The sequence below is a fragment of the Pseudomonas putida genome (genome assembly GCF_026625125.1).
Classification (GTDB): Bacteria; Pseudomonadota; Gammaproteobacteria; order Pseudomonadales; family Pseudomonadaceae; genus Aquipseudomonas; species Aquipseudomonas putida_X.
On record NZ_CP113097.1, the window covers coordinates 5,838,812 to 5,861,051 of the forward strand.

General features: G+C 58.0%; 22 protein-coding genes. All 22 read right to left on the minus strand.

Going from position 1 to position 22,240, the window contains the following annotated elements; genetic code table 11:
* Positions 1-21: 21 nt before the first annotated feature.
* The gene (locus OSW16_RS26810; protein ID WP_267819782.1) at positions 22-936 is read right to left on the minus strand and encodes a TniQ family protein; all 915 of its coding nucleotides are present in this window, start codon (positions 934-936) and stop codon (positions 22-24) included.
* Positions 937-1,380: 444 nt separating this feature from the next.
* The gene (glmS, locus tag OSW16_RS26815; RefSeq protein WP_267819783.1) at positions 1,381-3,216 is read right to left on the minus strand and encodes a glutamine--fructose-6-phosphate transaminase (isomerizing); all 1,836 of its coding nucleotides are present in this window, start codon (positions 3,214-3,216) and stop codon (positions 1,381-1,383) included.
* A 2-nt stretch (positions 3,217-3,218) separates the two neighbouring features.
* Positions 3,219-3,995 carry a DeoR/GlpR family DNA-binding transcription regulator gene (locus OSW16_RS26820; protein ID WP_241806852.1) on the minus strand — a complete coding sequence of 259 codons (777 nt, stop codon included), beginning with the start codon at positions 3,993-3,995 and terminating at the stop codon, positions 3,219-3,221.
* Positions 3,996-4,227: 232 nt separating this feature from the next.
* Positions 4,228-5,595: a bifunctional UDP-N-acetylglucosamine diphosphorylase/glucosamine-1-phosphate N-acetyltransferase GlmU gene (glmU, locus tag OSW16_RS26825; RefSeq protein ID WP_267819785.1), complete on the minus strand. Its 1,368-nt coding sequence runs from the start codon at positions 5,593-5,595 to the stop codon at positions 4,228-4,230.
* A gap of 121 nt (positions 5,596-5,716) precedes the next feature.
* Positions 5,717-6,136 (minus strand): F0F1 ATP synthase subunit epsilon, encoded by a 420-nt coding sequence (locus OSW16_RS26830; protein ID WP_012316945.1) that lies wholly within the window; start codon positions 6,134-6,136, stop codon positions 5,717-5,719.
* A 44-nt stretch (positions 6,137-6,180) separates the two neighbouring features.
* Positions 6,181-7,557: a F0F1 ATP synthase subunit beta gene (atpD, locus tag OSW16_RS26835; RefSeq protein WP_012316946.1), complete on the minus strand. Its 1,377-nt coding sequence runs from the start codon at positions 7,555-7,557 to the stop codon at positions 6,181-6,183.
* Positions 7,558-7,584: 27 nt separating this feature from the next.
* Entirely contained in the window at positions 7,585-8,445 is an 861-nt protein-coding gene (atpG, locus tag OSW16_RS26840; RefSeq protein WP_012316947.1) for a F0F1 ATP synthase subunit gamma, read from the minus strand.
* Between the two features lie 48 nt (positions 8,446-8,493).
* On the minus strand, positions 8,494-10,038 hold the full coding sequence (gene atpA, locus OSW16_RS26845; protein ID WP_012316948.1) for a F0F1 ATP synthase subunit alpha: 1,545 nt from the start codon (positions 10,036-10,038) through the stop codon (positions 8,494-8,496).
* 21 nt (positions 10,039-10,059) lie between these two features.
* The gene (locus OSW16_RS26850) at positions 10,060-10,596 is read right to left on the minus strand and encodes a F0F1 ATP synthase subunit delta (protein ID WP_039605254.1); all 537 of its coding nucleotides are present in this window, start codon (positions 10,594-10,596) and stop codon (positions 10,060-10,062) included.
* Positions 10,597-10,608: 12 nt separating this feature from the next.
* Entirely contained in the window at positions 10,609-11,079 is a 471-nt protein-coding gene (locus OSW16_RS26855; RefSeq protein ID WP_003260032.1) for a F0F1 ATP synthase subunit B, read from the minus strand.
* Between the two features lie 56 nt (positions 11,080-11,135).
* The gene (gene atpE, locus OSW16_RS26860; RefSeq protein ID WP_003097235.1) at positions 11,136-11,393 is read right to left on the minus strand and encodes a F0F1 ATP synthase subunit C; all 258 of its coding nucleotides are present in this window, start codon (positions 11,391-11,393) and stop codon (positions 11,136-11,138) included.
* A 143-nt stretch (positions 11,394-11,536) separates the two neighbouring features.
* Positions 11,537-12,406, minus strand: a complete 870-nt coding sequence (gene atpB, locus OSW16_RS26865; RefSeq protein WP_241806857.1) for a F0F1 ATP synthase subunit A — start codon at positions 12,404-12,406, stop codon at positions 11,537-11,539.
* Between the two features lie 16 nt (positions 12,407-12,422).
* Positions 12,423-12,830 carry a F0F1 ATP synthase subunit I gene (locus OSW16_RS26870; RefSeq protein ID WP_241806858.1) on the minus strand — a complete coding sequence of 136 codons (408 nt, stop codon included), beginning with the start codon at positions 12,828-12,830 and terminating at the stop codon, positions 12,423-12,425.
* 148 nt (positions 12,831-12,978) lie between these two features.
* Complete coding sequence (locus OSW16_RS26875) at positions 12,979-13,851, minus strand: ParB/RepB/Spo0J family partition protein (protein ID WP_267819818.1); 873 nt, start codon at positions 13,849-13,851, stop codon at positions 12,979-12,981.
* Between the two features lie 9 nt (positions 13,852-13,860).
* Entirely contained in the window at positions 13,861-14,652 is a 792-nt protein-coding gene (locus OSW16_RS26880) for a ParA family protein (protein WP_012316952.1), read from the minus strand.
* Between the two features lie 18 nt (positions 14,653-14,670).
* Entirely contained in the window at positions 14,671-15,321 is a 651-nt protein-coding gene (gene rsmG / locus OSW16_RS26885) for a 16S rRNA (guanine(527)-N(7))-methyltransferase RsmG (protein WP_267819820.1), read from the minus strand.
* Entirely contained in the window at positions 15,318-17,210 is a 1,893-nt protein-coding gene (mnmG, locus tag OSW16_RS26890; RefSeq protein ID WP_241806861.1) for a tRNA uridine-5-carboxymethylaminomethyl(34) synthesis enzyme MnmG, read from the minus strand. Before mnmG ends, rsmG begins: the two co-directional genes overlap by 4 nt.
* Before the next feature lie 515 nt (positions 17,211-17,725).
* Positions 17,726-19,096 carry a tRNA uridine-5-carboxymethylaminomethyl(34) synthesis GTPase MnmE gene (mnmE, locus tag OSW16_RS26895; RefSeq protein WP_267819823.1) on the minus strand — a complete coding sequence of 457 codons (1,371 nt, stop codon included), beginning with the start codon at positions 19,094-19,096 and terminating at the stop codon, positions 17,726-17,728.
* A gap of 86 nt (positions 19,097-19,182) precedes the next feature.
* Positions 19,183-20,865, minus strand: coding sequence for a membrane protein insertase YidC (yidC, locus tag OSW16_RS26900; RefSeq protein WP_241806863.1), 1,683 nt, complete (start codon positions 20,863-20,865; stop codon positions 19,183-19,185).
* A 2-nt stretch (positions 20,866-20,867) separates the two neighbouring features.
* Positions 20,868-21,113: a membrane protein insertion efficiency factor YidD gene (yidD, locus tag OSW16_RS26905; RefSeq protein ID WP_241806864.1), complete on the minus strand. Its 246-nt coding sequence runs from the start codon at positions 21,111-21,113 to the stop codon at positions 20,868-20,870.
* A complete protein-coding gene (gene rnpA / locus OSW16_RS26910; protein ID WP_080516507.1) occupies positions 21,106-21,510 on the minus strand; it encodes a ribonuclease P protein component in 405 nt (134 codons plus the stop codon). The genes yidD and rnpA overlap by 8 nt, the downstream gene beginning before the upstream one ends.
* Before the next feature lie 13 nt (positions 21,511-21,523).
* On the minus strand, positions 21,524-21,658 hold the full coding sequence (gene rpmH, locus OSW16_RS26915; protein ID WP_003253163.1) for a 50S ribosomal protein L34: 135 nt from the start codon (positions 21,656-21,658) through the stop codon (positions 21,524-21,526).
* Positions 21,659-22,240 lie beyond the last annotated feature (582 nt).

Genomic DNA, 22,240 nt, shown 5'->3' on the forward strand with positions numbered 1-22,240 from the left:
AGTGCAGCGACGCTCAGTCAGCTATTCCCGACAAGTGGTCGCATACCTACCATTCCCATAATTACGCCATAGAGACTCAATAGGAATCAAATCCTTATCATGCTCGTACAAATCAACTACAAACCTATCGAAAGTCTCATAGGCATAAACCACGATCTTCAAAATTTCTTCGGGAAGAAATTCCGAATTTATAACAGGACTATCGAAGCCTTTTTCTTCCAAATTAATTGAAATCCGATCGAGAAAATCAATCATGGCTTTCCGCTCAGATTTCATCCGCTTCGTCAGTTTCTTGAGGCTGCGCAACTTATCGGAGAGAATGGCCACTGCAGAATGGATTGAAATAGAGAATTCATAAGCGCATAGTGCTTCTACGAAGCGAGCATGTTTGAGAGCATCTTCATCCAAGTTCATTACGCTCTCTGCGTCACCGAGGTGTCTCCCAGAACACTTTCTCCACATCACATCGAGATTGTGGCCTTTTGATGAGAAAGGTTGGTCGCAATATGGGCAAGTGGACAGCAGCACCACATTGTGCGTGGCACACACGCTCACATGATCAGGGAAATTTCGTCGCCAGTAGGAAAAGCCCAAATCCTTCACGTCCTGCCTAACGCATTCCGGGCAGTAGGCGTGCGAGTCGGAATTAGTAATCGCCGTTCGGGGTTTGAGATACGCCGTTCGAGAATAACTGACATCTCGGGTATCCCTGATAACAAACTGAAGGGGCAATTGGGTGTGTTCGTGCAGCAGGCGGTTGAAGCCATAGCATCCTTCCCAACCCATCGTTGAGGCGATCACCTTAACTGCTTGGTGAGTAATCTCCCCTTCAGCAAGCCAGCGTAACCTGTCTACCCTCCAATCCATAAAATTCACGAGCAAATTGCGGTCAACATATGAGCGCAGAGATTCATCAGGTTGGATACGCAACAGCATGGATGGGTTGGCCCCTCAGCGACTGATCCCGCGTCATCGTTCAAAGGTTGCGGTCGAGCAACCAATGCGAAATATCAGGTGTAAAAAAGGCACCCAAAGGTGCCTTTTCGAAAGGTTCGAGGAGTAGTCGCAGCGATCCTTTAACTCCCAGCCTTGCGACCTTGGGTTCAGAATCCGACCGGCTATGCCCGTCGTCACTACTTCAGAGAAACCAGCATTCTCTGCTGCCGAAATTGCGGGGGGGCCTTGCTGGTACCCAGTCCCAACGGATGCGCAGTTGCAGTCCTCGACTACAAGCCTATACGGGGTGACACGCGTGTCAACTACATTCTGAGGCGTAATTCCAACCCGGATTGGTCCCGAACAGGGTTACCTGCGACAGTTTTAATTCCCGTGCGACAGGTTTAATTCCCTAAATCTAACGATGGCCGGTCGCTGCCGCCCTCATTCCACCGTCACCGACTTAGCCAGGTTACGCGGTTGGTCGACATCCGTACCCTTGAGCACCGCCACGTAATACGACAGCAACTGCAGCGGGATGGTGTACAGGATCGGTGCCAGTGCGTCAGCGATGTGCGGCACCTTGATCACATGAGTACCTTCGCCGTTGCTCATACCGGCGTGCTCATCGGCGAACACCACCAGCTCACCACCCCGGGCGCGGACTTCCTGCAGGTTCGATTTGAGTTTCTCCAGCAGCTCGTTGTTCGGCGCCACAGTCACCACCGGCATGTCGTTATCCACAAGCGCCAGCGGGCCATGCTTGAGCTCACCTGCCGGGTACGCTTCGGCGTGGATGTAGGAAATCTCTTTGAGCTTGAGCGCACCCTCCATCGCTACCGGGTACTGCGCACCTCGGCCCAGGAACAGCGTGTGGTGCTTGTCGGCGAACAGCTCGGCGATCTTTTCGACGGTGTGGTCCATGGCCAGGGCTTCGCCCAGGCGTGCCGGCAGGCGACGCAGCTCTTCGACCAGCTCCGCTTCCACACCAGCCTCGAGGGTGCCACGCACCTGGCCCAGGGCCAGGGTCAGCAGCATCAGCGATACCAGCTGGGTCGTGAACGCCTTGGTCGATGCCACGCCGATTTCCGGGCCGGCCAGTGTCAGCAGGGTCAGGTCGGATTCGCGTACCAGCGAGCTGATACCCACGTTGCAGATGGCCAGGCTGCCGAGGAAGCCCAGTTCCTTGGCATTACGCAGGGCCGCGAGGGTGTCGGCAGTTTCGCCAGATTGGGAAATCGAAACGAACAGGGTGTCCGGCTGGACCACCACCTTGCGGTAGCGGAACTCACTGGCGACTTCGACCTGGCAAGGGATACCGGCCAGGCTTTCCAGCCAATAACGGGCAACCATACCGGCATGGTAGCTGGTACCACAGGCTACGATCTGCACGTTACGCACCTTGGCGAACAGCTCCGCGGCCTGTGGGCCAAAGGCCTGGACCAGCACATGGTCCTTGCCCAGGCGGCCTTCCAGCGTACGCTGAACCACGCTTGGCTGCTCGTGAATCTCCTTGAGCATGAAGTGGCGGTATGCGCCTTTGTCGGCGGCTTCGGCGCCTTCGTGATACTGCACGGTTTCGCGCTGTACCGCGTTGCCGGCCTGGTCCCAGACCTTCACCTGGTCACGGCGGATTTCGGCGATGTCGCCCTCTTCCAGGTACATGAAGCGGTCAGTGACCTGGCGCAGCGCCAACTGGTCGGACGCCAGGAAATTCTCACCATGGCCGAGGCCTATTACCAAGGGGCTGCCACTGCGCGCAGCAACCAGGCGATCAGGTTGTTTCACGCTGATCAGTGCCAGGCCATAGGCCCCATGCAGGCGCTTGACCGCAGACTTCAGTGCGTCCGCCAGGTCCGGGATGGCCTTGAGGGTGTGGTGGATCAGGTGGACGATGACCTCGGTATCGGTTTGCGAATTGAACACATAACCCAGGCCTTTGAGCTCCTCGCGCAGCTCTTCATGGTTCTCGATGATACCGTTGTGTACCACCGCCACATCTTCACCCGAGAAATGCGGGTGGGCATTGCCTTCGGTCGGTGCCCCGTGGGTGGCCCAACGGGTGTGTGCAATGCCCAACTGGCCGATCAACGGGTCGGCAGTGTTGGCAGCTTCCAGTTCAGCCACTTTGCCGATGCGGCGTCGGCGCTGCAGTTCACCCTGCTGGGTATAAACAGCAAGGCCAGCGCTATCGTACCCGCGGTACTCAAGCCGCTTCAGGCCCTCGATGAGAATGGCGGTGATGTTGCGTTCGGCGACGGCGCCAACGATTCCACACATGATTATTTCTCCTGGCTGATCGCGGCGCAGATCAGGTTGACGCCGCGGGCTTGAATCTGTTCGCGTGCCACAGCTGGCAGGCGTTCGTCTGTAATGAGGGTGCTGACACTGCCCCAAGGCAGTTCAAGATTAGGGATCTTGCGCCCGACCTTGTCCGATTCGACCATCACGATCACCTCGCGGGCCACCTCGGCCATGACTCGGCTCAGGCCCAGCAGTTCATTGAACGTCGTGGTACCGCGGTTGAGGTCGATGCCATCGGCGCCGATGAACAACTGGTCGAAATCGTATGAGCGCAGGACCTGCTCGGCGACCTGGCCCTGGAAAGACTCGGAATGCGGGTCCCAGGTGCCGCCGGTCATCAGCAGCACCGGTTCATGCTCAAGCTCGCTGATGGCGCGGGCCACGTTCAACGAGTTGGTCATCACCACCAGGCCTGGCTGGCGACCGAGCTCCGGGATCATCGCGGCGGTGGTACTGCCACTGTCGATGATGATCCGAGCGTGTTCACGAATACGACCGACAGCAGCGCGGGCGATGGCTTTCTTATAAGCCGACACCGGCTGCGCAGTTTCACCAAGCATTTCTTGCGGAACCGGTACCGCGCCGCCGTAGCGACGCAGCAGCAAGCCATTGGCCTCAAGGGCAGCGAGGTCCTTGCGAATAGTGACTTCCGAGGTTTCAAAGCGCTTGGCCAATGCATCCACACTAACCTCGCCTTGCTCACTGAGCATGGCCAGGATGTTGTGACGGCGCTGGGGGGTGTTTCGTTTCGACATGGGCGCTTAAGTTTCGATTCGAAAGATAATGATTGCAATCAAAACCTATCGAAGATAATTCGTCAAGGCTGCCAATCCGAAAAAATACTGGCTTGTGGATAAATGATTGCGGCCTTGGTTGTCGAGCGCCGATCACCGCGCCCCGGCATGCCCCTCTGATGTCATTTATGCAGCCAAAAAAAAGCCGACTTATCCACATAAGTCGGCTTTCGATCAAAACAGCTGTGGATAATCAGCTCTTCTTGATCTTCTCCGGCCGCTTCCAGCCATCGATGTTGCGTTGACGCGCACGTCCCACGGCAAGTTGGCCAGCCTCGACGGTCTGGGTAATCGTCGAACCCGCCGCGGTCGTGGCCCCCGCCTTGATATCCACAGGCGCAACCAACGAGTTGTTCGAGCCGATGAATACATCCTCGCCCATCACGGTCTTGAACTTGTTGGCGCCATCGTAGTTGCACGTGATGGTGCCGGCTCCGATATTGGTACGTGCACCGATCTCGGCATCACCCAGATAGCTCAAATGACCCGCCTTGGCGCCTTCACCCAGGTGGGCATTCTTAAGCTCGACAAAGTTACCCACATGGGCCTTGGCATCCAGCACGCTGCCTGGGCGCAGACGCGCGAACGGACCGGCATCGCTACCCTCGCCCATCACGGCGCCTTCGATATGGCTGTTGGCCTTGACCACCACGCCTTTGCGCAGGGTGCTGTCCTTGATCACGCAGTTAGGGCCAATCTGAACATCGTCCTCGATCACGACCTTGCCTTCGAGGATGACGTTGATGTCGATCAGCACATCGCGGCCAACGGTCACTTCACCACGCACGTCAAAGCGAGCCGGGTCACGCAGGGTCACACCCTGGGCCATCAGTCGACGGCCTTCGCGCAATTGATAGTGACGCTCGAGTTCGGACAGCTGGCGCCGGTCGTTGGCACCTTGCACTTCCATGGGGTCGTGCGGTTGCTCGGTAGCCACCACGAGGCCATCAGCGACCGCCATGGCGATGACGTCGGTCAGGTAGTATTCGCCTTGGGCGTTGTTGTTCGACAACCGTCCCATCCAGTCGGCAAGACGAGCGGCTGGCAGGGCCAGAATACCGGTATTGCCTTCTTTGATCGCTTTCTGCGCATCGCTGGCGTCCTTGTGCTCGACGATCGCAGTCACCTTGCCTTGGGCATCACGCACAATGCGCCCGTAACCGGTCGGGTCTTGCAAGTTAACGGTGAGCAAGCCCAGCTGCTGGTCTGTGGCCTTGGCCAGCAGGCGTTGCAGGGTTTCCACTTCAATCAGCGGTACGTCCCCATACAACACCAGTACCGTGTCGGCTGTGATCGCCGGCAGGGCTTGGGCAACGGCATGCCCGGTACCCAGTTGCTTGTCCTGCATAACGAAATTCAGATCGTCGGCTGCCAGGCGCTCACGCACCTGCTCCGCACCATGGCCAATCACTACGTGAATGCCTTGAGGCTCAAGCTGCCGTGCGCTGTGGATAACATGACCGAGCATGGAGTTGCCGGCCACCGGATGCAGCACCTTGGGCAGCGCCGAGCGCATGCGGGTACCTTGGCCGGCGGCGAGAATAACGATATCGAGTGACATTGACTGGCTACCAATCCTGGGCGGTCAGAAAAATGACCGAGAGGGGAATTCGGAAAAAGAAAAAGGGTAGCCGAGGCTACCCTTTTACTCAATCGCAACAGCAGTGATCAGCCGGGGCCGATTACTTGCCTTTGCGCATTTGCTGGACGGTACGCAGCTGAGCTGCGGCCTCGGCCAGACGTGCGGCGGCGGCGCCGTAATCGAAGTCCGCGCCTTTCAGACTCAGGGCATTCTCGGCAGCCTTGAGGGCTTCCTGTGCCTGAGCTTCATCCAGGTCTGTAGCACGTTGCACGGTATCGGCAAGCACCTTGACCATGTTCGGCTGAACCTCGAGGAAACCACCAGAGATGTAATACACCTCTTGGGCGCCACCCTGCTTGGTCAGCGTGATCGGACCTGGCTTCAGATTGGTGATCAGCGGCGCGTGGCCTGGAGCGATACCAAGATCACCCAGGTTACCGTGCGCAACCACCATCTCGACCAGACCGGAGAAAATCTCTCCTTCCGCGCTGACGATATCGCAATGGACTGTCATAGCCATCTGCTTGCCTCAACCTGATTAGCGCCCCTCTCGGGGCGCCGGGATTACAGTTTCTTGGCTTTCTCGACGGCTTCTTCGATGCTGCCGACCATGTAGAACGCTTGTTCTGGCAGGTGGTCGTAGTCACCTTTGAGGATGCCGCTGAAGCCAGCAATGGTGTCTTTCAGGGAAACGTATTTACCTGGGGAACCAGTGAAGACTTCTGCCACGAAGAACGGCTGGGACAGGAAGCGCTGAATCTTACGAGCGCGGGATACCAGCTGCTTGTCGGATTCGGACAGTTCGTCCATACCCAGGATCGCAATGATGTCCTTCAGCTCTTTGTAACGCTGCAGCACGTACTGAACACCGCGAGCGGTTTCGTAGTGCTCGTTGCCGATGACGTTCGGGTCCAGCTGGCGCGAAGTCGAGTCCAGTGGGTCGACCGCTGGGTAGATACCCAGGGAGGCGATGTCACGGGACAGAACGACGGTGGCGTCCAAGTGGGCGAAGGTGGTCGCTGGCGACGGGTCGGTCAAGTCGTCCGCAGGTACGTATACGGCCTGGATCGAGGTGATCGAACCTTCCTTGGTGGAGGTGATGCGCTCTTGCAGAACGCCCATCTCTTCAGCCAGGGTCGGCTGGTAACCTACTGCCGAAGGCATACGGCCCAGCAGTGCGGATACTTCGGTACCGGCCAGGGTGTAACGATAGATGTTGTCGACGAACAGCAGAACGTCGTTACCTTCGTCACGGAACTTCTCAGCCATGGTCAGGCCGGTCAGCGCTACGCGCAGACGGTTTCCTGGTGGCTCGTTCATCTGACCGTAGACCAAGGCTACTTTGTCGAGAACGTTGGAGTCCTTCATCTCGTGGTAGAAGTCGTTACCCTCACGAGTACGCTCACCCACACCAGCGAACACGGAATAACCGCTGTGCTCGATGGCGATGTTACGGATCAGTTCCATCATGTTTACGGTCTTGCCGACGCCGGCACCACCGAACAGACCAACCTTACCACCCTTGGCGAACGGGCAAACCAGGTCGATAACCTTGATGCCGGTTTCCAGCAGGTCGTTGCCGCCTGCCTGGTCAGCGAAGGAAGGTGCGTCGCGGTGAATGCCCCAACGCTCTTCTTCGCCGATCGGGCCAGCTTCGTCGATCGGGTTGCCGAGCACGTCCATGATACGGCCCAGGGTCGCTTTACCGACCGGGACGGAAATGGCCGCGCCGCTGTCGATGACGTTCAGACCGCGCTTCAAGCCTTCGGTCGAGCCCATCGCAATAGTACGAACCACGCCGTCGCCCAGCTGCTGCTGAACTTCCAGAGTGGTTTCCGCGCCTTCCACTTTCAGCGCGTTGTAAACACTCGGTACGCCGTCACGTGGGAATTCCACGTCGATGACGGCGCCGATGATTTGCACGATACGTCCGCTACTCATAGCTGGATCCTCTGAATATTTGAACCGTTAAACCGCGGCAGCGCCGCCGACGATTTCCGAGATCTCCTGGGTGATCGCAGCCTGACGCGCCTTGTTGTAGATCAGCTGGAGTTCGCTGATCAGGTCACCGGCGTTGTCTGTGGCGTTCTTCATGGCGATCATCCGGGCTGCTTGTTCAGCAGCGTTGTTCTCGACCACCGCCTGGTACACCTGCGACTCCACGTAACGCACCATCAAGCCGTCCAGCAGCTCTTTGGCGTCGGGTTCGTACAGGTAATCCCAGTGGTGCTTGAGTTCCTGATCCGGGGTTGCCACCAACGGTACCAACTGCTCGACCGTCGGAGTTTGGGTCATGGTATTGACGAACTTGTTCGACACCACGGAGAGGCGATCGATACGGCCGTCCAGGTAGGCGTCCAGCATCACTTTGACGGAGCCGATCAGATCATTGATCGATGGCTCTTCGCCCAGGTGGCTGATCGCTGCTACGACGTTGCCGCCAAAGATGCGGAAGAAAGTCGCACCTTTGCTACCGATCACGCACAGGTCGATTTCCACGCCCTGTTCGCGGTTGACGTTCATGTCCTTGACCAAGGCCTTGAACAGGTTGGTGTTCAAGCCACCGCACAGACCACGGTCACTGCTCACCACGATATAACCGGCACGCTTTACAGGGCGCTCGATCATGAAGGGGTGGCGGTACTCCGGGTTGGCGTTGGCCAGATGACCGATCACCTGGCGGATACGCTCCGCATAAGGACGGCTAGCAGCCATGCGCATTTGAGCCTTGCGCATTTTGCTGACCGCCACTTTTTCCATGGCGCTGGTAATCTTTTGCGTGCTTTTGATGCTCGCAATCTTACTGCGAATCTCTTTTGCGCCTGCCATGTATCACCTATCAGGTTAGCAAGCGGGGGCCAAAGCCCCCGCCGCGGCTTACCAGGTTTGGGTGGCCTTGAACTTCTCGATACCGGCTTTGATACCAGCGTCGATTTCGTCGTTGAAGTCACCCTTCACATTGATCTTGGCCATCAGTTCGGCGTGATCACGGTTGAAGTAGGCAATCAGCGCTTGTTCGAAGCTACCGATCTTGGCGATTTCAACGTCGGTCAGGAACCCACGCTCAGCGGCATACAGCGACAGCGCCATGTCCGCGATGGACATCGGAGCGTATTGCTTCTGCTTCATCAGCTCGGTAACACGTTGACCGTGCTCGAGCTGCTTACGGGTGGCTTCGTCCAGGTCAGAAGCGAACTGGGCGAATGCCGCCAGTTCACGGTACTGAGCCAGAGCGGTACGGATACCACCGGAGAGCTTCTTGATGATCTTGGTCTGAGCGGCACCACCTACGCGGGATACCGAAACACCGGCGTTCACTGCAGGGCGGATGCCCGAGTTGAACATGGCCGATTCCAGGAAGATCTGACCGTCGGTGATGGAAATCACGTTGGTCGGAACGAACGCGGAAACGTCGCCAGCCTGGGTTTCGATGATCGGCAGCGCGGTCAGGGAACCGGTTTTGCCAGTTACAGCACCGTTGGTGAACTTCTCGACGTACTCTTCCGAAACGCGCGATGCACGCTCCAGCAGACGGGAGTGGAGATAGAACACGTCGCCTGGGTACGCTTCACGTCCTGGTGGACGGCGCAGCAGCAGGGAGATCTGACGGTAGGCAACAGCCTGCTTGGACAGGTCATCGTAAACGATCAGTGCGTCTTCGCCGCGGTCACGGAAGAACTCGCCCATGGTGCAACCGGCGTATGGCGCCAGGAATTGCAGTGCGGCGGATTCCGAAGCACTGGCAACCACCACGATGGTGTTGGCCAGGGCGCCGTTTTCTTCCAGCTTGCGAACGATGTTGGCAACGGTGGAACGCTTCTGGCCGACAGCAACATAAACGCAGAAAATACCGGAGTCTTTCTGGTTGATGATGGCATCGATGGCCATGGCGGTCTTACCGATCTGACGGTCACCGATGATCAGCTCACGCTGGCCACGGCCGACCGGGATCATGGCGTCGACGGACTTGTAGCCAGTCTGTACAGGCTGGTCTACCGACTTACGCCAGATCACGCCTGGAGCCACTTTCTCGACCGCGTCGGTCTCGGTGTTGCCCAGAGGACCTTTGCCGTCGATCGGGTTGCCCAGTGCGTCGACGACGCGACCCAGCAGTTCCTTACCAACCGGAACTTCCAGGATGCGGCCGGTGCACTTGGCGCTCATGCCTTCGGCGAGGGTGTCATAGGCACCCAGGACCACTGCACCTACGGAGTCTTGCTCCAGGTTCAGGGCCATACCGTAGACGCCGCCAGGGAACTCGATCATTTCGCCGTACATGACGTCGGCCAGACCGTGGATCCGCACGATACCGTCGGAAACCGAAACGACGGTACCTTCGTTACGGGCTTGGGAGCTCACATCGAGGTTGTCGATGCGGCCCTTGATGATTTCACTAATTTCGGAAGGATTGAGTTGCTGCATTGCTCTGCTGCCCCTTCAAACTCAAGATTTCAAGGCTTCGGCCAGTTTCGCGATTTTGCCGCGAACAGAGCCATCGATTACCAGGTCACCAGCGCGGATGACGACGCCACCAATCAGGCTGGCATCCTCCGACGCGTGCAGGCGCACTTCCTGGCCTAACCGTGCACTGAGAACCTTGGCGAGTTTGTCTTGCTGTTCTTGGTTCAACGCAAAAGCACTGGTGACTTCCACGTCCACGGATTTCTCTTGCTCGGCCTTGTACAGGTCGAACAGAGCTGCAATCTCCGGCAGAAGCAGGAGACGGTCGTTTTCCGCGGCAACACGAATGAAATTCTGTGCCTGTGCATTGAACTTGTCACCGCACACGTCAATGAACGTGGCGGCCTTTTCTGCGCTCGTCAGTCGCGGGGCCTTGAGCAGGCGCTGCATGGTGTCGTCTTGCGACACCGCAGCAGCCAGGCCGAGCATGGCTGACCAATTGGCCAGTTGCTGATGGGCCTGGGCATGCTCGAAGGCAGCCTTAGCGTAAGGTCGGGCCAACGTGGTCAGTTCTGCCATGATCGCCCTCGCTTAAATTTCAGCGGCCAGTTTGTTAACCAGCTCCGCATGCGCGTTTTGATCGATTGTGGCGCCAAGGATCTTTTCAGCACCGCCAACGGCCAGGGCACCCACTTGGGCACGCAGGGCGTCTTTGGCACTGTTCAGTTCCTGCTCGATCTCGGCCAGAGCCTGAGCCTTCACACGGTCAGCTTCGACGCGGGCCTGGTCACGGGCTTCCTCGACAAGCTGAGCAGCGCGTTTCTTGCTTTGCTCAATGATTTCGGCTGCCTGTGCTTTAGCTTCACGCAGTTGCTGACCCGCTTTCTCTTGGGCCAGCTCCAGGTCGCGAGCTGCGCGGTTGGCAGCGTCCAAGCCGTCGGCAATCTTCTTTTGACGCTCTTGCAGAGCAGTGATGACCGGAGGCCATACATACTTCATGCAGAAGAGTACAAAAATCAGGAAAGCAACGGATTGGCCAATCAGGGTTGCATTAATGTTCACGCCAACACCTCGCTCGGTCTTAATTCATACAGCCATCAACTCGTGAATACGAGTGATTAGCCGGCGATCTGACCAACGAACGGATTCGCGAAGGTGAAGAACAGAGCGATACCAACACCGATCATGGTTACGGCGTCGAGCAGACCGGCAACGATGAACATTTTGACCTGCAGCATCGGAACCATCTCAGGCTGACGAGCAGCACCTTCCAGGAATTTGCCGCCCAGCAGGCCGAAACCAATGGCGGTACCCAGAGCACCCAGGCCGATCAGCAGAGCAACAGCGATAGCGGTCAGACCAACTACAGTTTCCATCTTTCCTCCCGACTTTTACGTCGTATTGGTTAGGTTTTTAGTTTGAAGCGGTAAAACAAATCGTTTGGAACAGCTGCCCTTGCGGACTTTTAAAGCCCTCCCCCCAAACGAGCGGGGAAGGCTATCAGACACGCCAGGCGGTCTTAATGGTTATCTTCGTGAGCCATCGACAGATAGACGATGGTGAGCATCATGAAGATGAAAGCTTGCAGGGTGATGATCAGGATGTGGAACACAGCCCACGCCCACTGCAGCACCACACCCAGGCCGCTCAGCCACAGCAGGCCGGAGCCGAACATCACGGCGATCAGGATGAACACCAGCTCACCGGCGTACATGTTGCCGAACAGTCGCAGCGCCAGCGAGATCGGCTTGGCGATCAGGGTGACGAATTCGAGCAGGAAGTTGACCGGAATCAGCAGGATCTGCACGAAGATGTTCTTGCTGCCGAACGGGTGCAGGGTCAGCTCACCGATGAAGCCGCCCAGGCCCTTGACCTTGATGCTGTAGAAGATGATCAGGGCGAACACGCAGAAGGCCATGGCCAGCGTCGCGTTCGGGTCGGTGGTCGACACGGCGCGGAACGGAATGTGCGGATCACCGGAGATCATGATGGCCAGCTGAGGAATCCAGTCGACCGGTACCAGGTCGACGGCGTTCATCAGGAATACCCAGACGAAGATGGTCAGTGCCAGCGGCGCAATCACCGGGCTACGGCCGTGGAAGGAGTCCTTCACGCTGCCGTTGACGAAATCGACCATCACTTCGACGAAGTTCTGCAGGCCGCCAGGCTGGCCGGAGGTCGCCTTCTTCGCCGCCATGCGGAAGATGAACAGGAAGATCAGACCCAGCGCGACGGACCAACCCAGGGTGTCCAGGTGGAACGCCCAGAAGCCCATTGCCTTGGCTTCTGCAGCCGAATGGGCGAAGCCCCAGCTGCCGTCTGGTAGTTGACCGTAGGTCAGGTTCTGCAAGTGGTGCTGGATATAGCCCGAAGCGGTTTCTGCTGCCATGGTTGCCTCAAACGCCCTAAGGTCTCGAAAGTCTTTTATTCATCAGCAGGGGCGCAAACCAGCTGACCAAAAGGGTCAACACGAAGACGCCGAAGACTGCTAACGGCGCCAGTGGCTTCACTCCTGCGAAGGTCAGTGCGAATAGCACTGCCGTCAAAATCATCTTGCCGGCCTCGCCTGCGTAAAACGACTTGACGATGGCCTGCGCCGCCCGGGCTCCGCTAAAGCGAAAAGCCTTCCAGGCGAAATACATATTGGGTAGCCAGGCAATCAAACCTCCGCAGAGACCTGAATATCCACTGACTGCCCCTTTCCACTGCCACAACACCAATGTTGCCAGCAGAAGCACTACACATTGAGCCAGCAGTACCGGAAAAACCGCCCAGCGATGGAAAGGCAGGCGGTTTGGCGTGCGTATTTCCATCACAACTGCTCCTCGAAGTCGACCAACAAGTCAGTAACGACTTGGCATAAATTGTGCCGACAAAATGCGCGCAGAGTATAGGGGTGGATTAACCCCTATTCAACTCTTGGGTAGTGATTTCCGACTGCGCGCTACAACTGGAATTGTTTCAGCGGATGTGAGCAAGGACGCCCTGCAACTCGTCAAGCGAGTTATAGCGAATAACCAACTGGCCTTTTCCCTTGTTTCCGTGACGAATCTGCACCGGGGAGCCCAGGCGCTCTGCAAGCCGCTGTTCAAGGCGCTCGATATCCGGATCAGGTTTGCTCGGCTCTAACGGGTCAGGTTTGCCGTTGAGCCACTGGCGCACCAGTGCCTCAGTTTGGCGCACAGTGAGCCCGCGTGCGACAACATGACGCGCCCCCTCTTCCTGGCGATCTTGCTCAAGACCGAGCAGCGCACGTGCGTGCCCCATCTCCAGATCACCATGGGCAAGCATGGTCTTGATCGCTTCAGGCAGCGAGATCAGGCGCAGCAGGTTGGCCACGGTCACCCGCGACTTGCCGACGGCATCGGCCACCTGCTGCTGGGTCAGCTCGAACTCCTGTTGCAGGCGTTGCAGGGCCAGGGCCTCTTCCAACGGGTTGAGGTCCTCTCGCTGGATGTTCTCGATGAGGGCCATGGCGATGGCAGCTTCATCAGGCACTTCGCGCACCATCGCCGGGATGGTGTCCAGGCCGACCTGCTGCGTGGCACGCCAGCGGCGCTCACCCGCGATGATCTCGTAGCGGTTGCCCTCGATCGGGCGCACCACGATGGGCTGCATCACGCCGTGCGTGCGAATCGAGTGCGCCAGTTCTTCCAGCGCCTGCGGATCCATGTCACGACGCGGCTGGTATTTACCGCGCTGGATCAACTCGACCGGCAGGTGTTGCAGTTCTTTCTGGTCGATCTTGACAGCCTGCTCTTCGAGCGCGCTGACGGAAGGACCACTGAGCAGTGCATCCAACCCACGTCCGAGACCTCGTTTCTTAACGGCCATGCGGATTCCTTAAGTTGTTTGTGCAGTGCGTGATTGACGGCGTTGACGGCGAACCAGTTCACCGGCCAGGGCCAGATAGGCCAGTGCGCCACGCGATTGCTTGTCGTAGGCCAGCGCCGGCATGCCAAAACTCGGTGCCTCGGCCAAGCGGATGTTGCGCGGAATGACGGTATCGTAGAGCTGCTCGCCGAAGTGCTCCTTGAGCTGCGCCGATACATCGTTGTTCAGGCTCAGACGCGGGTCGTACATGGTACGCAGCAACCCTTCGATCTTCAGCTCGGGGTTCAGACGGGCAGCGATACGCTTGATGTTATCCACAAGATCGCTGAGGCCTTCCAGTGCGTAATACTCACACTGCATGGGGATGATCACGCCATCGGAGGCGACCAAGGCATTGAGCGTCAGCATCGACAGCGACGGGGGGCAATCGATGAGGATGAAGTCGTAATTCTCGCGGATCGGCGCCAAGGCATTGCGCAGGCGGCTCTCCTTGACCTGCATTTCCAGCAGCACCACTTCCGCGGCAGTCAGGTCGCGGTTGGCCGGCAGCAATTGGAAGCCACCATGCTCGGAGTAGTGCATGGCCTGGGCAAGGTCGCATTCCCCGATCAGCAGGTCGTAGACCGAGTGTTCGAGTTCGTGTTTGTCCACACCGCTGCCCATGGTGGCGTTGCCCTGCGGATCGAGGTCGATCAGCAGCACACGACGCTTGGTCGCAGCCAGCGATGCGGCGAGATTGATACAGGTGGTGGTTTTACCCACTCCACCTTTCTGGTTCGCGATTGCGAATACCTTAGCCATTGTTGCGTGTGTTCCCAGTCATGCCTTGCGGCGCAGTATCAGCAGATGGCGCTGGCCCTGGCAACCTGGAACGGTCAGGGCCTGCTCGCTTTCCACTGTGAAGTCTGCGGGCAATGCTACCAGTTCATCGGCAGGATGCAGCCCCTTCATTGCAAGCCATTGCGTCCCGGTGTCGCCCAAGTGGCGGGTCCAGTTGGTGAAGTTCTCCATGCTGCTGAAGGCGCGAGAGATGATACCGCTGAACGGCTGTGCTGGCTGGAAGGCCTCGACCCGGCTGTGGATAACCGTCAGGTTGTCCAGTTTCAGCTCCATCTTCACCTGGGTGAGGAAGCGGGTTTTCTTGCCATTGGCGTCCAGCACCGTTACGCGTTTGTGCGGATGCAGGATAGCCAATGGAATCCCTGGCATGCCACCGCCGCTGCCGACATCAAGCCAGGTATCGCGACCGCTGTGGATAAAACCCATGACGCTGAGGCTGTCCAGCAGATGCCGCGAAACCATCTCGTCCGGGTCGCGCACGGCGGTCAGGTTGTAGGCCTTGTTCCATTTGATCAACAGGGCCAGGTAGCCAAGCAGCCGTTCGTGCTGCTCGGCGCTCAGCTCGACACCAAGCTGGCGTGCACCTGTGGACAACTCTTCAGCGTGTTGCGGGGTGACCAGGGAACTCAAGCGCTTTGCTCCAATTCGCGGCCAGCGCCGCGTTTTTTCAGATGAATCAACAACAGGGAAATGGCCGCTGGTGTCACGCCAGGGATGCGCGAAGCCTGGCCGAGCGTCTGCGGGCGGGTCTGGCCGAGCTTGCCCTGGATTTCCTTGGACAGGCCGGAAATCGAGGTGTAGTCGATATCCACAGGCAGGCGGGTGTCCTCGCTGGCGCGCAGGCGAGCGATCTCATCCTGTTGGCGATCGATGTAACCGGCGTATTTGGTCTTGATTTCGACCTGTTCGGCAACCTGTGGATCGATTTGTTCGCCGCCGGTCGCTTCGATCAGCCCAGCGTAATCCACCTCTGGTCGCGCAAGCAGGTTGAGCAGGCTGTATTCGTGGCTCAGCGGAGTACCGAACTTATCCACAACGGCCTGGCCCTGTGGGGTATTCGGACGGACCCAGGTCGTTTTCAAGCGTTGTTCCTCACGCTCGATGCCATCACGCTTGGCACAGAACGCAGCCCAGCGCTCGTCGTCGATCAAGCCAAGCTCACGGCCTTTCTCGGTCAGGCGCAGGTCGGCGTTGTCTTCTCGCAGGATCAGGCGGTATTCGGCCCGCGAGGTGAACATGCGGTACGGCTCTTGGGTACCCAGGGTAATCAGGTCGTCGACCAGCACCCCGATGTAGGCCTCGTCACGGCGCGGGCACCAGCTTTCGCGGCCCTGCGCGCGCAGCGCGGCATTGGTACCGGCCAACAGGCCCTGGGCGCCGGCTTCTTCGTAACCAGTGGTGCCGTTGATCTGGCCAGCGAAGAACAGGCCGCCGATCACCTTGGTTTCGAGGCTGTACTTGAGATCACGCGGGTCGAAGTAGTCGTACTCGATGGCGTAGCCTGGGCGCACGATGTGCGCGTTTTCCATGCCGCGAATCGAGCGTACCAGCTCCAGCTGCACGTCGAACGGCAGAGAAGTGGAGATACCGTTGGGGTACAGCTCGTGGGTGTTCAGCCCTTCCGGCTCGATGAACACCTGATGGCTTTCCTTGTCGGCAAAGCGATGGATCTTGTCCTCGATCGACGGGCAGTAACGTGGGCCGACACCTTCGATGACACCCGAGTACATCGGCGAACGGTCGAGGTTCGAAGCGATGATTTCGTGGGTCCGCGCATTGGTATGGGTAATCCAGCAGCTGACCTGACGTGGGTGCATCGCGGCATTGCCCATGAACGACATGACCGGGATTGGTGTGTCACCCGGCTGCTCGGTCATCACCGAAAAGTCCACCGAACGACCATCGATGCGCGGAGGCGTGCCGGTTTTCAGTCGACCGACGCGCAGCGGTAGTTCACGCATGCGGTGGGCCAAGGCGATCGAAGGTGGATCACCAGCGCGGCCGCCGGAATGATTCTGCAGGCCGATGTGGATAAGGCCACCCAGGAAAGTACCGGTAGTGAGCACCACGGAATCGGCGAAGAACCGCACGCCCATTTGCGTAACCACGCCTTTGACTTGGTCTTGCTCGACGATCAGGTCGTCACAGGACTGCTGGAATATCCACAGATTCGGCTGGTTTTCCAGGATTTCGCGAACCACAGCCTTGTAGATGGCGCGGTCGGCCTGTGCACGCGTGGCGCGAACAGCCGGGCCCTTGCGGTTGTTCAACACGCGGAACTGAATGCCGCTCTTGTCAGTGGCCAGTGCCATGGCACCGCCGAGCGCATCGATCTCTTTGACCAGATGGCTTTTGCCAATGCCACCGATGGCTGGGTTGCAGCTCATGTGACCGAGGGTTTCCACGTTATGGGTCAGCAGCAGGGTTTTTACACCCATGCGTGCAGACGCAAGCGCAGCCTCGGTACCGGCATGGCCGCCGCCGATGACGATCACTTCAAAACGGGAAGGGAAATCCACCACGCACCTCGTGCCTGTTTTTGCGAATAGAGAAGGTAAGCGGACAAGTATAGGGACTTCACCCCCCCTAAAGAAACCTTTTGCGCAAATTTTGACCAGGCTGTGGATGAATGGCGGATAACAGAAACTAGAGAGAAGAAATTTAAAAAAGCTTTGTTTTTATGTTTATTCTTATGCACGCACCTATCTGTGGATAACGTTATGCAGGCCCATAGATTCGCTGTGTAGAGCAAAATTGAACCCTGTGGCTGAAGTACCATGAGGGCTATGGATAAGCCGATTTAGCCTGTGGATGAAATGCCTATTTACCCACAGGGCAGATTGTCCTCAGAAAAAAAGCAGGGTTATCAACGGAGCTGAAGGCGACTTTTCCACAGGGCTCATGCCTGTGTTTTTCAGGCTGTTGATTGAAAATCTGCATTTCCCATCCATGTCCCTAAGGCCCGCTGATCAAATCTCGGGCAAAAAAAAGCCGCTCCAAGGAGAGCGGCCTCATGAAAGGTGTGGTTGAAAAGCTACTTACCGATGCAGAAACTCGAGAAGATCCGCCCCAGCAGGTCATCCGAACTGAACGCACCCGTGATCTCACCCAGCGCATGCTGTGCCTGGCGCAGGTCCTCAGCCAATAACTCACCGGCCCCGGCCAAGGTCAACTGCGCACGACCGTGCTCCAGATGAGCACTGGCCTGGCGCAGGGCATCGAGGTGGCGCCGGCGTGCGCTGAAGCCACTCTCTGCAGTCTGTTCATAACCCATGCAGGCTTTCAGGTGGTCCCGTAGCAGCTGCAGGCCGTGATCGGAACCTTTGGCGCTCAGGGTGATGGTTACATGACCGTCATCGCACTGCTCCAGCGCTACAGGTTCGCCACTGAGATCGGCTTTGTTACGAATCAGCGTGACCTTGCCCGGATCAGGCCGTTGATCAAGAAACTCCGGCCACAAGGCGAACGGATCACTGGCCTCAGGGGCGGTGGAGTCGACCACCAGCAACACCCTATCGGCCTCCCCGATGGCCTTGAGCGCGCGCTCGACGCCAATCTTTTCCACATGGTCGTCGGTAGTGCGCAAACCGGCCGTATCGACGACGTGCAGCGGCATGCCATCGATGTGGATATGTTCACGCAGGATATCCCGCGTGGTCCCCGCGATGTCGGTGACGATTGCCGCTTCACGGCCGGCCAGTTGATTCAACAGGCTCGATTTACCTGCATTGGGTCTGCCGGCGATCACCACCGTCATGCCGTCACGAAGCAGCGCACCCTGCCCCGCCTCACGCTGTACTGTGGACAACTCGCCACGCACTGCGTCGAGCATCGACAGGACGTGGCCATCGGCAAGGAAGTCGATCTCTTCCTCTGGGAAGTCGATCGCGGCCTCGACATAGATCCGCAGCGCGATCAGTGCTTCAGTCAAGCTATGCACACGTTTGGAGAATTCGCCTTGCAGCGATCGCAGGGCGTTGCGTGCTGCCTGGCTGGAACTGGCTTCGATCAGGTCGGCAATCGCTTCGGCCTGTGCCAGGTCGAGCTTGTCGTTGAGGAACGCCCGCTCACTGAACTCACCCGGCCGGGCCAAGCGGCAACCCACCTGCACACAGCGTTGCAAGAGCATGTCCAGTACCACCGGGCCACCATGCCCCTGCAACTCGAGTACGTCCTCACCGGTGAACGAGTTAGGGCCGGGGAAGAACAGCGCAATGCCTTCATCCAGTACCAGCCCTTCCTGGTCGCGGAATGGCCCGTAGTGGGCATGGCGCGGCGTCAGTGTGCGGCCGGTGATGAGCTGGCCAGCCTTGGCCGCCAGTGGCCCGGACAGCCTGACGATGCCCACCCCTCCGCGTCCTTGTGCGGTTGCGATGGCAGCGATGGTTTCACGCACAGTGTTCATGCTCGAAAGCCTCTACGACAAAAACGACAGATAGCAAAAACGCCCCCGAGGGGGCGTTTTTATTCACAGGCTAGCGCAGTAGCCCGTCAAGCAGCAGCTTTTTTGGTGGCTGCTTCAATACGGCGGGTGATGTACCACTGCTGCGAAATCGACAGGCAGTTGTTCACAACCCAGTACAGCACCAGGCCGGCTGGGAACCACAGGAAGAAGAAGGTGAAGATGATCGGCATCATTTTCATCACCTTGGCCTGCATTGGATCCGGCGGCGTCGGGTTCAGGCGCTGCTGGATGAACATGGTCGCGCCCATGATGATCGGCAGGATGAAGAACGGGTCCTTGATCGACAGGTCAGTGATCCACAGCATCCATGGCGCCTGGCGCATCTCGACGCTTTCCAGCAACACCCAGTACAGGGCCAGGAACACCGGCATCTGTACCAGGATCGGCAAGCATCCGCCCAGCGGGTTGATCTTCTCTTTCTTGTACAGCTCCATCATCGCCTGGGACATCTTCTGGCGATCGTCACCGAAGCGTTCCTTCAGTGCGGCAAGCTTCGGCGCCACGGCACGCATGCGCGCCATCGAACGGTAGCTGGCGGCCGACAGTGGGAAGAACAAGCCTTTGATGAGCATGGTCAGCACAATGATCGACCAGCCCCAGTTACCCAGCAGGCTGTGGATATGTTGCAGCAACCAGAAGATCGGCTGGGCGATGAACCACAGGAAGCCGTAATCGACAGTCAGTTCCAGGCCTGGGGACAGTTCCTTGAGCTTGGACTGGATCTTCGGGCCGGCGTACAGCATGGCGCTGGTTTCGACCTTGCCGCCAGCAGGTACGCTGATGGCCGGGCCGGTATAACCGATGATGTAGTTGCCCTGGCTGTCTTTGCGGGTCTGGACGACGTTGTTGTCCGACTTGGCAGGGATCCAGGCAGTCACGAAGTAGTGCTGCAGCCAGGCAACCCAGCCACCAGACACATTTTCTTTCAAACTACCTTTGTCGATGTCCTTCATCGACACTTTCTTGTACGGCTCGCCAGCTGTCCACAGGGCAGCACCCAGGTAGGTGGCGGTACCGGTGGCGGTGCTCGAGGACGGATCACCACTGGCGTCACGCTTGAGCTGGGCAAACATGTTGCCGCTCCAGGCCTGGCCGCTCTGGTTGTCGATCAGGTAGCTGACGGTCAGGTCGTACTCACCGCGTTTGAAGCTGAAGCGCTTGATGTAGTTCACACCGTTGTCGCTGAACTTCAGGTCGACTACCAATTGTTGCTGGCCATCAGCCAGTTGGTAGGCCTTCTGCTCGGCGGCGTACAGTGGACGGCCGGTGCTGCGGGCATCCGGACCATTGGTACCGGTCAGGCCGCTTTGGGCCAGGTACAGGCGCTCGCCGCCGTTGTCGAACAGCTGGAACGGAATGTCCGGATGGTCCTGGCGGCGTGGGTACTTCGGCAGGTTCAGCTGGACGATGTCACCGCCGACTGGATCGATAGCCAGTTCCAGGACATCGGTCTTGACCCGGATCAGATCCTTGCTGAGTGCAACGGGTGCCAGTTCGGCAGCGTTCGACTCGGCGTTGGCGCTCGGTACATCGGCGCTGGCGCCGTTGTTAGCGGCCGGTACGCCATCGGGCAGGCCCGGAGCAACGGTGCTGGCAGCAGTATTCTGAGTCGGCAAGGCAGCCTGGCCGTAGTCATCGTTCCACTTCAGGACCATGACGTAGGACACGATTGCCAGGGCGGCGATCAGGATCGTGCGTTTAATATCCATGATTACTCGGCTATCGAAGAAGTTCGGGAGGAAGGAGCGGGGGGAACGGGATCGAAACCGCCGTCGTTCCACGGATGACAACGCCCCAGGCGACGAACGGTCAGCCACCCGCCACGCAAGACGCCATGGGTTTCAATGGCTTCTAACGCATAACAGGAGCAACTGGGGTAAAAACGACAGTGGCTGGCCATCAGAGGACTGATGGCATAACGGTAAAACTGGATCGGAACGAGTACCAGTTTACGCATCTTGACTGTCTACCCCTGCGGAATCGGCGTTAGCCGCTGGAGTGGGCCGGCTGCGCGCCAGGCGTTTCCAGAGCTTGCCAAAGTGTTGGTGCAATTCCGGGTTTTCTATCTCACCCAATCCCTTGCGCGCTACGATCACTATGTCCAGGCCAGCGAGCATTTGCTGGTGCAGACGGAAGGAATCGCGCATCAAGCGCTTGAGGCGATTGCGTTGAACGGCAAGCTTGACGCTCTTCTTGCCGATCACCAAGCCAAGGCGTGGATGATCGAGACCGTTCTCGCGAGCAAGGATCAGCAGGTTTTTCCCTGGAACCTTGCCGGTTGGGGAGTCGAAGACCGCTTTGAAATGCCGGGGTGTAAGCAGTCGCTTTTCCCGACTGAAGTCCTGACTCACCACCTTTGCCGAAAGATCAAATGGCCAGACGCTTACGGCCTTTGGCACGACGACGCGACAGAACAGCACGGCCGTTCTTGGTAGCCATACGGGCACGGAAGCCGTGGGTGCGAGCGCGCTTGATGGTGCTTGGTTGGAAAGTACGTTTCATGGCGTGTTACCTGGTTTGTCGACAACGGGCCGGAATGGCCCCCTTTTTAAGAGATCGGCGATTCTAGAGAAAGCAAGCCAATAGGTCAATTTCCAACCAGCCTTTCCTTATGGAAGGTGCTTTGAGCGATCGGGTGGGCGGTGCCGGGTCGGTAAGCCAAACGGATGTCAAAAGTAAAAAAAAGAAGAGACATATAAAAAGCTTTTCTGAATAACTTATAGATCTTAGGTGGATAAAGATCTGTGGATAACCTTCTGGAGGCCCATGATCACGCGTCATCCAGCGTCCTGAAACGTTGTCCACAACCCGTGCTGTGCTTGTGCCACGCCTGAGTACAGCCTGTGGATGAAAAGTCATGTTATGCACAGGTGACTTATCAACAGATTTCAGGCCAGGGTTGTGCATAGCCCTCAGGGTTGGTTATCCACAGAGCTTATTCACGGTCCGCGCGTGGCTTTTTGGTCGCTAAATGGCTGTTTTGCCATGGATCATAATGTTTCCACATGTGGATAACTGATCGCTTGACCGGTACAATGGCCGTTTGTTTTAGCCTCATCCGGCTTTCAAACTCAGGGGATATCC

Coding starts and splice junctions, on each gene's coding strand:
- atpA (WP_012316948.1), bottom strand. CDS start 10,038: ATGCAGCAACTCAATCCTTCCGAAATTAGTGAAATCATCAAGGGCCGC.
- atpD (WP_012316946.1), bottom strand. CDS start 7,557: ATGAGTAGCGGACGTATCGTGCAAATCATCGGCGCCGTCATCGACGTG.
- glmS (WP_267819783.1), bottom strand. CDS start 3,216: ATGTGTGGAATCGTTGGCGCCGTCGCCGAACGCAACATCACCGCCATT.
- mnmE (WP_267819823.1), bottom strand. CDS start 19,096: ATGAACACTGTGCGTGAAACCATCGCTGCCATCGCAACCGCACAAGGA.
- glmU (WP_267819785.1), bottom strand. CDS start 5,595: ATGTCACTCGATATCGTTATTCTCGCCGCCGGCCAAGGTACCCGCATG.
- OSW16_RS26875 (WP_267819818.1), bottom strand. CDS start 13,851: ATGGCCGTTAAGAAACGAGGTCTCGGACGTGGGTTGGATGCACTGCTC.
- yidC (WP_241806863.1), bottom strand. CDS start 20,865: ATGGATATTAAACGCACGATCCTGATCGCCGCCCTGGCAATCGTGTCC.
- OSW16_RS26850 (WP_039605254.1), bottom strand. CDS start 10,596: ATGGCAGAACTGACCACGTTGGCCCGACCTTACGCTAAGGCTGCCTTC.
- OSW16_RS26870 (WP_241806858.1), bottom strand. CDS start 12,830: ATGGAAATACGCACGCCAAACCGCCTGCCTTTCCATCGCTGGGCGGTT.
- OSW16_RS26830 (WP_012316945.1), bottom strand. CDS start 6,136: ATGGCTATGACAGTCCATTGCGATATCGTCAGCGCGGAAGGAGAGATT.
- atpE (WP_003097235.1), bottom strand. CDS start 11,393: ATGGAAACTGTAGTTGGTCTGACCGCTATCGCTGTTGCTCTGCTGATC.
- OSW16_RS26880 (WP_012316952.1), bottom strand. CDS start 14,652: ATGGCTAAGGTATTCGCAATCGCGAACCAGAAAGGTGGAGTGGGTAAA.
- yidD (WP_241806864.1), bottom strand. CDS start 21,113: ATGCGTAAACTGGTACTCGTTCCGATCCAGTTTTACCGTTATGCCATC.
- atpB (WP_241806857.1), bottom strand. CDS start 12,406: ATGGCAGCAGAAACCGCTTCGGGCTATATCCAGCACCACTTGCAGAAC.
- OSW16_RS26820 (WP_241806852.1), bottom strand. CDS start 3,995: ATGTCGAAACGAAACACCCCCCAGCGCCGTCACAACATCCTGGCCATG.
- OSW16_RS26810 (WP_267819782.1), bottom strand. CDS start 936: ATGCTGTTGCGTATCCAACCTGATGAATCTCTGCGCTCATATGTTGAC.
- rpmH (WP_003253163.1), bottom strand. CDS start 21,658: ATGAAACGTACTTTCCAACCAAGCACCATCAAGCGCGCTCGCACCCAC.
- atpG (WP_012316947.1), bottom strand. CDS start 8,445: ATGGCAGGCGCAAAAGAGATTCGCAGTAAGATTGCGAGCATCAAAAGC.